The organism is Citrobacter sp. Cpo015 (assembly GCF_030333035.1).
In the GTDB taxonomy this organism is placed as follows: domain Bacteria; phylum Pseudomonadota; class Gammaproteobacteria; order Enterobacterales; family Enterobacteriaceae; genus Citrobacter; species Citrobacter portucalensis.
Window position 1 is genome coordinate 38326 of the sequence record NZ_JAOWGS010000023.1, and the last position, 11930, is coordinate 50255.

The following is an 11930-nucleotide window of genomic DNA, read 5'->3' on the forward strand; positions in this document are numbered from 1 at the left end:
GTTTTAATTAAATGTTTATATTATTAATACATTAAAAGTTAACATTAATTTATCAATTATGTGGTGTTACACTGCCCATAGCCATTCATGATTACTATAAAAACAGATAAATCATAAAGATATGAAATCCTAAGGGCGACCTTTTCTTCAGTTCGCCGTTACAATAAATGCAAATAATTATGCTCAAATATGTCAAACCATGAAAAGTATGTACAACCATCAACTGATTAATTTTATGTACTCCGAAAAATTCAGCACAATTCGCTTAAGTTTTGCAGAAACTTCTCCCCTCAAGTAAGGCATTTGCAGGAGTGAGGGTTGACATCAGTCTTCATATCCAGTACCACTAAAAGCATATCGCATTCGCCTGGAGCTTAATTGATGACTTACATTGCTCGTTTTAACGGTCTACTACTACTAAACGCATCTTCATTGCGCGGTAGACTGGTGGACGACATTCAGCATTAAGTCAGCTCCAGTTAAGACAAAAACCCGCGCCGTTGCGCGGGTTTTTTTATGCTCGAAGCAAGGCGCCCTAAGAAACCAAGGACCTAAACCATGAGCCAGCAAGTCATTATTTTCGATACCACCTTACGCGATGGTGAACAAGCGTTACAGGCAAGCCTGAGTGTGAAAGAAAAACTGCAGATTGCGCTGGCCCTTGAGCGTATGGGCGTGGACGTGATGGAAGTGGGTTTCCCCGTTTCTTCACCGGGCGACTTTGAGTCAGTGCAGACCATTGCTCGTCAGGTTAAAAACAGCCGCGTTTGCGCCTTAGCACGCTGCGTAGAAAAAGATATCGATGTTGCCGCAGAATCGCTGAAAGTTGCTGAAGCTTTCCGTATTCATACGTTTATCGCCACCTCGCCGATGCACATTGCGACGAAATTACGCAGTACGCTGGATGAGGTCATTGAGCGCGCGGTCTACATGGTTAAGCGTGCGCGTAATTATACCGATGACGTGGAGTTCTCCTGCGAAGATGCAGGCCGTACCCCTATCGCCGATCTGGCTCGCGTTGTTGAAGCTGCTATTAACGCAGGTGCCAAAACCATTAACATCCCCGATACCGTCGGTTACACCATGCCTTTCGAATTTGGGGCAATCATTTCTGGCCTGTATGAACGCGTACCAAATATCGATAAAGCCATCATCTCCGTACACACCCATGATGATTTAGGTTTGGGCGTCGGCAACGCGCTGGCAGCCGTTCACGCCGGAGCGCGTCAGGTGGAAGGCGCGATGAACGGTATCGGCGAACGCGCCGGTAACTGCTCACTGGAAGAAGTGATCATGGCGATCAAGGTGCGTAAAGATATCCTGAATGTACAGACCCGCATCAATCACCAGGAGATCTGGCGTACCAGCCAGTTAGTCAGCCAAATCTGCAACATGCCCATTCCGGCAAACAAAGCCATTGTCGGCAGCGGTGCCTTTGCCCACTCCTCCGGCATCCATCAGGACGGCGTACTGAAAAACCGTGAAAACTACGAAATCATGACGCCTGAATCAATTGGTCTGAACCAGGTACAGCTGAACCTGACCTCCCGTTCCGGACGCGCCGCGGTGAAACACCGTATGGATGAGATGGGATATAAAGAAAATGAATACAGCCTGGACAACCTGTATGACGCATTCCTGAAACTGGCGGATAAAAAAGGTCAGGTATTTGATTACGACCTGGAAGCGCTGGCCTTCATTAATAAACAGCAGGAAGAACCAGAGCATTTCCGTCTGGATTACTTCAGCGTGCAGTCCGGCTCAAACGACATCGCCACCGCCTCCGTCAAGCTGGCCTGCGGTGACGAAGTCAAAGCCGAAGCGGCGAACGGTAACGGTCCGGTCGATGCTATTTATCAGGCCATCAACCGTGTAACTGAGTACAACATCGAACTGGTGAAATACAGCCTGACCGCCAAAGGGCACGGTAAAGATGCGCTGGGTCAGGTGGATATCGTTGCCAACTATAACGGTCGTCGTTTCCACGGCGTCGGTCTGGCGACAGATATCGTCGAATCTTCTGCTAAAGCGATGGTGCATGTGCTGAACAACATCTGGCGCGCCGAAGAAGTCGAAAAAGAATTGCAACGCAAAGCTCAGAACAACGAGAACAACAAGGAAACCGTGTGATGTCGAAGAATTATCATATTGCTGTTTTGCCGGGTGACGGTATTGGCCCGGAAGTAATGGCGCAAGCCCTGAAGGTACTGGACGCAATCCGCAACCGTTTTAACATGCGCATTACCACCAGCCACTACGACGTGGGTGGTGCCGCGATCGATAACCACGGTCAGCCGCTGCCACCTGCAACGGTTGAAGGCTGTGAACAAGCTGACGCCATTCTGTTTGGCTCCGTTGGCGGCCCGAAATGGGAAAACTTACCGCCAAACCAGCAGCCAGAGCGTGGCGCACTGCTGCCATTGCGTAAGCACTTCAAATTATTCAGCAACCTGCGCCCGGCTAAGCTCTACCAGGGGCTGGAAGCGTTTTGCCCTCTGCGCGCAGATATTGCCGCGAACGGTTTCGACATCCTGTGCGTACGCGAACTGACTGGCGGGATTTACTTCGGTCAACCAAAAGGCCGCGAAGGCAGCGGACAACATGAAAAAGCCTTTGATACCGAGGTTTATCACCGTTTCGAGATCGAACGTATTGCGCGTATAGCGTTTGAATCCGCTCGCAAACGTCGCCGTAAAGTTACGTCGATTGATAAAGCTAACGTACTGCAAACGTCTATTCTGTGGCGCGAAATTGTCAATGAAATTGCTAATGAATACCCGGACGTTGAACTGGCGCATATGTACATCGACAACGCGACTATGCAATTAATTAAAGATCCATCCCAGTTCGACGTGTTGCTGTGCTCTAACCTGTTTGGTGACATTCTGTCTGATGAGTGCGCCATGATCACCGGTTCAATGGGCATGTTACCGTCCGCCAGCCTGAATGAGCAGGGCTTCGGTTTGTACGAGCCTGCTGGCGGCTCCGCTCCGGACATCGCCGGGAAAAATATTGCCAACCCTATCGCCCAGATCCTGTCGCTGGCGCTGCTGCTGCGCTACAGCCTGGATGCCAATGATGCGGCAACCGCAATTGAGAGCGCCATCAACCGCGCATTAGAAGAAGGCATTCGCACCGGTGACTTAGCCCGTGGCGCTGCCGCAGTCAGTACCGATGAAATGGGCGACATCATTGCCCGTTACGTCGCAGAAGGGGTGTAATCATGGCCAAAACGTTGTACGAAAAATTGTTTGATGCGCACGTCGTCTTTGAGGCGCAAAACGAAACCCCACTGTTGTACATCGACAGGCATCTGGTGCATGAAGTGACCTCTCCGCAGGCGTTTGATGGTCTGCGCGCGCATGGCCGTCAGGTGCGCCAGCCAGCTAAAACCTTTGCCACCATGGATCACAACGTCTCGACCCAAACCAAAGACATCAACGCGTCGGGTGAGATGGCGCGCATCCAGATGCAGGAGCTGATTAAGAACTGTAACGAATTTGGCGTCGAGCTGTACGACCTGAACCATCCGTATCAGGGTATCGTTCACGTGATGGGGCCAGAACAAGGCGTGACGTTGCCGGGTATGACCATCGTCTGCGGCGATTCCCACACCGCTACACACGGCGCGTTCGGCGCACTGGCATTTGGCATTGGCACCTCTGAAGTTGAACACGTTCTGGCGACGCAGACCCTGAAACAGGGGCGCGCCAAAACCATGAAGATTGAAGTCAACGGTAAAGCAGCCGCTGGCATTACCGCAAAAGATATCGTGCTGGCGATTATCGGTAAAACCGGTAGCGCAGGCGGTACCGGACACGTCGTTGAGTTTTGTGGCGAAGCCATCCGTGCATTGAGCATGGAAGGCCGGATGACCCTGTGCAACATGGCCATTGAAATGGGCGCCAAAGCGGGTCTGGTCGCACCGGATGAAACGACCTTTAACTATGTTCAGGGTCGTTTACACGCACCGAAGGGCGAGGATTTTGACCACGCGGTTACATACTGGAAAACCCTGAAAACCGACGACAACGCGACGTTTGATACCGTCGTTACCCTGCAGGCAGAAGAGATCGCTCCGCAGGTCACCTGGGGAACAAACCCAGGTCAGGTCATCTCGGTGAACGATAATATTCCCGACCCGGCGTCATTTACCGATCCCGTTGAGCGTGCATCAGCTGAAAAAGCGCTGGCGTATATGGGGCTGAAACCGGGTATTCCGTTAACGGAAGTGGCTATCGATAAAGTGTTCATCGGTTCCTGCACCAACTCGCGTATTGAAGATTTACGCGCCGCGGCAGAAATCGCCAAAGGGCGCAAAGTTGCGCCGGGCGTGCAGGCACTGGTGGTGCCGGGCTCTGGTCCGGTGAAAGCGCAGGCGGAAGCAGAAGGTCTGGATAAGATCTTTATCGAAGCCGGTTTTGAATGGCGTTTACCGGGCTGTTCCATGTGCCTGGCGATGAACAATGACCGCCTGAACCCAGGCGAACGCTGCGCATCCACCAGCAACCGTAATTTTGAAGGTCGTCAGGGCCGCGGTGGTCGCACGCATTTAGTCAGCCCGGCCATGGCCGCCGCTGCCGCCGTAACCGGTCATTTTGCCGACATTCGCAGCATCAAATAAGGAAACTACCATGGCAGAGAAATTTACCCAGCATACCGGCCTGGTTGTCCCACTGGATGCCGCCAACGTTGATACCGACGCAATTATCCCTAAACAGTTTTTGCAGAAGGTTACGCGCACCGGTTTTGGCGCCCATCTGTTTAACGACTGGCGTTTCCTGGACGAAAAGGGCCAACAGCCGAATCCTGAGTTCGTTTTAAACTTCCCGGAATATAAAGGGGCATCAATTCTGCTCGCACGGGAAAACTTTGGCTGCGGCTCTTCACGCGAACATGCGCCGTGGGCACTGACCGATTACGGCTTTAAAGTGGTGATCGCACCAAGCTTCGCCGACATCTTCTACGGCAACAGTTTCAATAACCAACTGTTGCCGGTGACCCTGAGCGACGCGCAGGTAGATGAAATGTTCGCGCTGGTGAAAGCCAATCCGGGCATTAAATTTGAAGTGGATCTGGAAGCGCAGGTGGTGAAAGCAGGCGATAAGTCCTATAGCTTTAAAATCGACGACTTCCGCCGCCACTGCATGCTGAACGGTCTGGACAGCATCGGGCTGACGCTGCAACATGAAGCGGCAATCACCGAGTACGAAGACAAGCAGCCAGCGTTTATGCAGTAATCTCTTCCGCTGGTCACCACACGGTGGCCAGCCCCTTCTCTTCGCCTACAGCGTATCGCCGTAATAGATTTGGTAGCCAAGATTGACGCTGCCCGGCGCATCTTTCCCGTTCAAACGCTTAATCAGAATATCCGCCGCCGTTTTGCCAATCTCAAAGCGTGGCGTAATCACGCTGGCGATTTTTTGCAGCCGCGCACGGCCAATTTCCAGCCCGTGGAAACCGGCAATCGCCATTTTTCCCGGCACATCGTACTGTTGTGCCTGACACTCCAGCAGCGCGCCAACCGCCAGGTCATCGTTGGTACAGAAAATAGCGTCAATATCCGGCTTTTCCGCCATCGCCTGCTGGAACATCTTACGTCCCAGCGCCACCGACGAAATAGTTTTTGGCGCCAGGTGGTACGCTTCCAGTCCCTGCGCCGCCAGCGCTTTCTCGGTGCCGCGAAAACGGCTAAGGTCTCGGGGGTCATCCATCGAGCCAAAGAAAGCAATGCTGCGTTTACCGCTGTCGATAAAAGCCTGCGTCATTTCAAACGCGGCTTTTTCGTTATCAAACCCAACCTGAATATCAAGATACTGGCCGCTAATATCCATCAGTTCCGCCACCGGTACGCCGCTGGCGCGCACGTACTGGATCATCCGCTCGGTATGCAGCTTTCCCGTGAGGATCAGGCCGTCGATATTGTAAGAGAGCAGGTTCAGCACCTCGCGTTCTTCACGCTCGGCATCATATTCGTAGTTGGCGATCAGCGTCTGGTACTGGCAGGCCGAGGTGACTGATTCAATCCCTGCAAGCACGTCGGCAAAGATCTGATTACGAAACGAGGGGATCAGCACACCAATGGTTTTGCTGCGTGCGTTGAGCAGAATTTCCGGGGCGCGGTTGGGGATGTAGTTGTTCTCTTCCATCACTTTCGAAATCAATTCGCGGCTGCGTTGCGACACCTGATTCGGGTCACGCAGATAACGGCTGACCGTCATCTTATTCAGCCCGGCCAGATTAGCGATATCCTGTAATGTCATCCGATTGTTTTTCATGAGGTTCTCTACGACCAACAGCCCATTATGCTCGCAGAGAACCTTATCACAGCCGGTTAGCGACTGCACTCCTCGCTCAACCTTAACGCGTAGCCATCTCAGCCGACGGCGACGTGGTTTCATTTTGCGCACGAACGCAGTACATCAGCACCACCGACGCCAGCAGAGCAATCGCCATGAAGGTGTAGGAGACGCCCGGCCCGCCGGTCACGCCGTTGAGGTAACCCACCAGCCACGCGCCGAGGAATGCCCCTAACGCGCCAAAACTGTTGATCATCCCCATCGACACGCCGGAGACGTTGCGCGGCAGCAGTTCGGGGATCAGCGCAAAGAACGGCCCGTAAGGCGCATACATACAGGCGGCGGCCACAACCAGCAGCGCGTAGGAGAGCCAGAAGGACTGGTTGCCCAACAGCCACGAGGCAAAGAACGCGATGGCGGCAATCAACAGCAGCGGCCAGATAAACAGCTTACGGTTCTGGAACTTATCGGACAGCCAGGAGACGGTCAGCATCAGGCAGATCGCCGCCAGATACGGCACCGCTGCCAGCCAGCCCACCGCCACAATGTCCATCTGCGCCGCATTTTTGAGGATTGACGGCATCCACATCATGAAGCCATACACCCCGATGCTCCACAGCGCATGCACCGCGCAAAGCATAATGACGCTGCGTGAACGCATCGCTTCACCGTAGTTACGCATCGGTTTGATGTCGCGCTGCTCGCGATCCATCGCCTGCTGTAATGCCTGTTTCTCCTGCTCGCTCAACCAGCCCGCATCCGCCGGTTTGTCGCGTACCAGAATCACCCAGCAGAACGCCCAGATCACCGCCGGGATACCTTCGATAATAAACATTTCGCGCCAGCCCCAGGCTTCAATCAGGTAGCCGGAGACAATCGACATCCACAGCACTGTGACCGGGTTGCCGAGAATTAAAAAGGTGTTGGCGCGCGAGCGTTCAGTTTTGGTAAACCAGTTGCTGATATAAATCAGCATCGCGGGCATCACCGCCGCTTCGACGATGCCGAGAATAAAGCGGATCGCCATCAGCGTTGGGATATTGCTGACAAAGCCGGTCGCCGCGGCACAAAGCCCCCATAGGATCAGGCTGTAAAAAATCATTTTGCGCACGCTATGCTTTACGGCGTACATCGCGCCCGGCACCTGGAAAAAGAAATAGCCCAGGAAGAATAACGCGCCAATTAACGATGCTGTTCCCTGAGTAATCCCTAAGTCATGTTCAATACCGGCGGCAGCGGCAAAGCCGTAATTGGCGCGGTCGAGATAAGCTAAGCTGTAGGTAATAAAAATAATCGGCATTAAATACCACCAGCGACGCGCTGGCAGTTTTGCGAGCATATTCATACTCACTCCTTGGATTATTGTTTTATCGCTCAGGCCGCGCGTTGCGGCCCATTATTGATCAGACCGCGGCCAGCATGCCGCCGTCCACAAACAGAAGATGCCCATTCACAAAGTCAGAAGCGGGCGCGGCAAGATAAACCGCCGCGCCGATCAGCTCCTCCGGGTTCCCCCAGCGAGCGGCGGGCGTGCGCTGGAACAGCCAGGCGGAGAATGCTTCATCGTTGACCAGCGCGGTGGTCATGTCGGTGGCGAAATAGCCGGGAGCAATGCCATTGACCTGAATATTGTATTCCGCCAGTTCCACGCACATGCCACGGGTTAACATTTTGACCGCGCCTTTTGACGCCGCGTATGGAGTAATGGTTTTACGACCTAATTCGCTTTGCATTGAGCAGATATTAATAATCTTCCCGCGGCGGCGTTGCACCATGTAGCGGGAAACCTGCTGCGACACCAGAAAGACCGATTTCTGGTTTACATCAATCACTTTGTCCCATTCAGCCTCCGGGAATTCTGTGAAGGGAAAACGACGCTGAATTCCGGCATTGTTAATTAAAATATCAATGGCCCCAACTTCCTTTTCGATTTGCGCGATGGCGCGCGCAACCTCTTCCCCGTTGGTGACATCAAATCCATAGCCAACGGCGCGATAGCCTTCGGCAACCAGTTTGTCCGCCGCCGCCTGAGCGCGCTGCTGGGTAATATCGTTAATCACAATCTCAGCACCGTGCGCCGCCAGACCGTTGGCCAGCAGGTTACCAATGCCCTGAGCGGAACCGGTAATCAGCGCGCGTTTACCGGTCAGGTCGAATAGGTTCTTCATAAAAAACTCCTTTTTTAATAACTGTTACGCGTAACTGTATACGCGTAACAGTAGAAAAAAGAAGATCTAGGAAGAGGAAAATGATCGTTATGTGATCAACATTGCATTTACGTGCAAGATGAAAAAAAGAGGGATTAGCCTGATAAGCGTAACGCGATCAGGCCGTAAGGACAGGTTGCCGGATGGCGGCGTAAACGCCTTATCCGGCCTACAAAAACGACAAAAGCGAATACGAAATGTCGTCCGGTCGAGCACTGCAACGCCGGGACTGCACCGGACTAAACATCCTTCACCCGCCCGGTCATCCATAGCGTCACCACCGAAATCACCGCAATTACCCAATAGACGGCATAGTGACCGTAGCTTTGCGCAACAGCCCCCTGAATCACCCCTGCCAGAATGACTCCCGTTGAAATACTGTTGGTAAATAATGTGGTCGCTGACCCCGCACGTCCGGGCATCAGATCCTGAAACCACAGCATGCCTATCCCGGCGATAATACCGATAAATACCGCGTTAAACAGTTGCAGCACCAGCAACGCCGTACGGCTGTGAAAGAAGATCAAACCAAGATAAAACAGCACGCCTGCTGCTACGGCGGCGATCATCATTCGCCGTTTGCCAAAGCGTTTCACGTAATAGCCCGCCAGAATCATCGCCGGAATTTCCAGCCCAGCCGCCGTCCCCATTAGAATCCCGGCCAGCTTGTCCGGCAAGCCCAGTTCGAGGCTTATCCACAGCGGCATATCGATGATGTACATGGTGTTGCAGGTCCACATCAGCGTGGAGGCAATAAACAACATACGCACATTTTTGTCCTGCCAACCACCGGTCTGTTCCAGCGGCACGTCTACAGGCTGCTCCACCCGAGCAACTGACGGCAGTATCAGCGCAATCAGCACCAGGCTAATGGCAAAAATCCCTGCGGCAATGGAAAACATCGCCGTAAAGCCGTAATTCAGCGCCAGCATAAAAGCCAGCGGTGGGCCAATTACCCAGGCCAGTGAAAGCTGCGCACGCATCACCGAGCTAAACATCACCACTTCACGCGCGGAGTTATCAGCATATTCCCGCGCCAGCGCAAACAGCTGCGGCATGGCGGTGTTCGCCAACGAGGCCAGCAGCACACCACAGGTGATCAGCGTAAGATAGTGACGATTAAAGGCAAACAGCAACGCATTGCCAATTGCCATCAGGCAGCAGAACATGATCAACTTACGTCGATCGCCCTGGCTGTCGGATCGTTTCGCGAGGCCAAGGCTGACGACGATCCCGACAATCGCATTGACGGTGTAAAACAGCCCGACCCAAAATGGCTGCGCCCCGACTTCACGGCTCAGGAACAGACTCAGCGTGGGTGCCTGCAATGCCCCCGCCACGCCCATCATAAAAGCGACCAGCATAAATGCTGCGTAAACGCCGTTGAGGCGCCGTCCCATGGTCATAATCCAGAGCATATCTTTCCTTTTAAGCGCAGCTGAAACGAAAAAAGCCAGCAGATGATACCTGCTGGCGCGGCGATTAACACCAATACTCAGTCACACATGATGTCTGCAATTTCCAATTCAGGAGTCAGATGTCATCTCCCACTGCATCAGCTCTTCGAGCATCTTTAAGCGCTGCGGGGCACTCAGGCAAGCCAACCAGGACGATTTTTCTGTCGCGGTAAAGTACTTCAACCAGAACTGACGCATAGATGACCCCTTCGTTGTCTCATCGCTTCATCGGAATCTATTATTGGCTTAATATAGGGATTATAAAATTGCTGAGTTTTCCGCAGGAGTTCCCCTTTTATGTCTTCTGGTCGTTTGCAACAACAGTTCATCCGTCTGTGGCAATGCTGTGACGGCAAGACGCAAGAAACGACGCTCAACGAGCTGGCGGATCTGCTGAGCTGCTCGCGCCGCCATATGCGTACGCTGCTTAATACCATGCAGGATCGTGGCTGGTTAACGTGGGAAGCTGAAGTTGGACGAGGCAAACGCTCGCGACTGACATTCCTCTATACTGGGCTGGCGCTCCAGCAGCAGCGCGCGGAAGACCTACTGGAACAGGATCGCATCGATCAACTAGTGCAGCTTGTCGGTGACAAAACGGCCGTCCGGCAAATGCTGGTCTCCCACTTGGGCCGCAGCTTTCGCCAGGGTCGGCATATCATGCGCGTTCTCTATTATCGCCCGATGCACAACCTGCTCCCCGGTACAGCATTACGCCGCTCCGAAACCCATATCGCCCGCCAAATTTTCAGTGCCTTAATTCGGGTAAATGAGGAAAATGGGGAACTGGAAGCGGACATTGCCCATCACTGGCAGCAAATTTCACCTTTGCATTGGCGATTCTTCCTGCGCCCGGGGATCCATTTTCATCATGGCCGCGAGCTGGAAATGGAAGATGTTATCGCCTCGCTGAGGCGCATTAACGCCCTACCACTGTACTCACACATCACGCAGATCGTCTCTCCCACGGCCTGGACGCTGGATATCCATCTGGCCCAGCCAGATCGCTGGCTTCCCTGGCTATTGGGGCAGGTCCCGGCCATGATCCTGCCGCGAGAATGGGAAACGCTAAACAACTTTTCCAGCCACCCGATTGGTACCGGTCCGTATGCGGTAATGCGCAATACCAATAACCAACTGAAAATTCATGCATTTGATGATTACTTTGGCTACCGGGCGCTGATTGACGAAGTTAACGTTTGGGTATTACCCGACATCGGAGAAGAGCCTGGCGGCGGGTTGACGCTAAAAGGTCCAACAGAGGATGAAAAGGCGATCGAAAGCCGCCTCGAAGAAGGTTGCTACTACCTGTTGTTTGATGCGCGTAGCCACCGTGGCGCGAACCAGGAGGTTCGCGAGTGGGCAAGCCGCGTTCTCTCGCCAACGAATTTAATCTGCCACGCCGATGAACAGTACCAGCGGTTGTGGTTTCCCGCCTACGGTTTGCTTCCCCGCTGGCATCACGCCAAACCTGGCCATGGTGAAAAACCCGCCGGGCTGGAAACGCTGACGATCACCTACTATCGCGATCATATCGAACACCGGATTATCGCGCAGATCATGAAAACGTTGCTGGCGCAGCATCAGGTACAGTTGAATATTCAGGAGATCGACTACGATCAATGGCATGCAGGTGAAATCGTCAGCGATATCTGGCTCAACAGCGCCAACTTTACCCTCCCGCTGGACTTCTCACTGTTCGCACATTTGTGCGAAGTCCCTTTGCTGCAAAACTGTATCTCGCGGGACTGGGAAAACGATGCGGCTCGCTGGCGAACGGGCGAAATGAGCCTGGCAGCATGGTGCCAACAGCTGCTTGCCACAAAGGCCATTGTGCCATTAATCCACCACTGGCTGATCATTCAGGGGCAGCGCAGTATGCGCGGGCTGCGCATGAATACCCTCGGCTGGTTTGATTTTAAATCGGCGTGGTTTGCGCCGCCGGATCCATAAGAGCCAGCTCTTAA

Annotated in this window: 11 protein-coding genes; 6 read left to right on the top strand and 5 right to left on the bottom strand. The window is 53.3% G+C overall.

The window, feature by feature from the left end:
- The first annotated feature begins 381 nt into the window (after positions 1-381).
- From leuL to leuD, 5 genes are all read left to right on the top strand, one after another.
- Entirely contained in the window at positions 382-468 is an 87-nt protein-coding gene (gene leuL / locus OGY67_RS07320) for a leu operon leader peptide (protein ID WP_048998978.1), read from the top strand.
- 90 nt (positions 469-558) lie between these two features.
- Entirely contained in the window at positions 559-2130 is a 1572-nt protein-coding gene (gene leuA / locus OGY67_RS07325; protein WP_008786191.1) for a 2-isopropylmalate synthase, read from the top strand.
- Positions 2130-3221, top strand: a complete 1092-nt coding sequence (leuB, locus tag OGY67_RS07330; protein WP_003829570.1) for a 3-isopropylmalate dehydrogenase — start codon at positions 2130-2132, stop codon at positions 3219-3221. Before leuA ends, leuB begins: the two co-directional genes overlap by 1 nt.
- 2 nt (positions 3222-3223) lie before the next feature.
- Positions 3224-4624, top strand: a complete 1401-nt coding sequence (gene leuC / locus OGY67_RS07335) for a 3-isopropylmalate dehydratase large subunit (RefSeq protein ID WP_008786189.1) — start codon at positions 3224-3226, stop codon at positions 4622-4624.
- Positions 4625-4634: 10 nt separating this feature from the next.
- Entirely contained in the window at positions 4635-5240 is a 606-nt protein-coding gene (leuD, locus tag OGY67_RS07340) for a 3-isopropylmalate dehydratase small subunit (protein ID WP_003829572.1), read from the top strand.
- A gap of 45 nt (positions 5241-5285) precedes the next feature.
- On the opposite strand, the gene idnR is transcribed toward leuD, so the two are convergent.
- The 5 genes from idnR to sgrT form a co-directional block, all read right to left on the bottom strand.
- A complete protein-coding gene (gene idnR / locus OGY67_RS07345) occupies positions 5286-6278 on the bottom strand; it encodes a DNA-binding transcriptional regulator IdnR (RefSeq protein ID WP_032944294.1) in 993 nt (330 codons plus the stop codon).
- Between the two features lie 82 nt (positions 6279-6360).
- Positions 6361-7644 carry an MFS transporter gene (locus OGY67_RS07350; RefSeq protein ID WP_003829574.1) on the bottom strand — a complete coding sequence of 428 codons (1284 nt, stop codon included), beginning with the start codon at positions 7642-7644 and terminating at the stop codon, positions 6361-6363.
- Between the two features lie 58 nt (positions 7645-7702).
- Positions 7703-8467, bottom strand: coding sequence for a gluconate 5-dehydrogenase (gene idnO, locus OGY67_RS07355; protein ID WP_008786186.1), 765 nt, complete (start codon positions 8465-8467; stop codon positions 7703-7705).
- A gap of 278 nt (positions 8468-8745) precedes the next feature.
- The gene (locus tag OGY67_RS07360; RefSeq protein ID WP_003829576.1) at positions 8746-9924 is read right to left on the bottom strand and encodes a sugar efflux transporter; all 1179 of its coding nucleotides are present in this window, start codon (positions 9922-9924) and stop codon (positions 8746-8748) included.
- 108 nt (positions 9925-10032) lie between these two features.
- Positions 10033-10161, bottom strand: coding sequence for a glucose uptake inhibitor SgrT (gene sgrT / locus OGY67_RS07365; RefSeq protein WP_020996233.1), 129 nt, complete (start codon positions 10159-10161; stop codon positions 10033-10035).
- Positions 10162-10260: 99 nt separating this feature from the next.
- On the opposite strand from sgrT, the gene sgrR reads away from it, so the two are divergent.
- Entirely contained in the window at positions 10261-11916 is a 1656-nt protein-coding gene (gene sgrR / locus OGY67_RS07370) for an HTH-type transcriptional regulator SgrR (RefSeq protein WP_057067388.1), read from the top strand.
- Positions 11917-11930 lie beyond the last annotated feature (14 nt).

Coding starts and splice junctions, on each gene's coding strand:
- leuL (WP_048998978.1), top strand. CDS start 382: ATGACTTACATTGCTCGTTTTAACGGTCTACTACTACTAAACGCATCT.
- leuA (WP_008786191.1), top strand. CDS start 559: ATGAGCCAGCAAGTCATTATTTTCGATACCACCTTACGCGATGGTGAA.
- leuB (WP_003829570.1), top strand. CDS start 2,130: ATGTCGAAGAATTATCATATTGCTGTTTTGCCGGGTGACGGTATTGGC.
- leuC (WP_008786189.1), top strand. CDS start 3,224: ATGGCCAAAACGTTGTACGAAAAATTGTTTGATGCGCACGTCGTCTTT.
- leuD (WP_003829572.1), top strand. CDS start 4,635: ATGGCAGAGAAATTTACCCAGCATACCGGCCTGGTTGTCCCACTGGAT.
- idnR (WP_032944294.1), bottom strand. CDS start 6,278: ATGAAAAACAATCGGATGACATTACAGGATATCGCTAATCTGGCCGGG.
- OGY67_RS07350 (WP_003829574.1), bottom strand. CDS start 7,644: ATGAATATGCTCGCAAAACTGCCAGCGCGTCGCTGGTGGTATTTAATG.
- idnO (WP_008786186.1), bottom strand. CDS start 8,467: ATGAAGAACCTATTCGACCTGACCGGTAAACGCGCGCTGATTACCGGT.
- OGY67_RS07360 (WP_003829576.1), bottom strand. CDS start 9,924: ATGCTCTGGATTATGACCATGGGACGGCGCCTCAACGGCGTTTACGCA.
- sgrT (WP_020996233.1), bottom strand. CDS start 10,161: ATGCGTCAGTTCTGGTTGAAGTACTTTACCGCGACAGAAAAATCGTCC.
- sgrR (WP_057067388.1), top strand. CDS start 10,261: ATGTCTTCTGGTCGTTTGCAACAACAGTTCATCCGTCTGTGGCAATGC.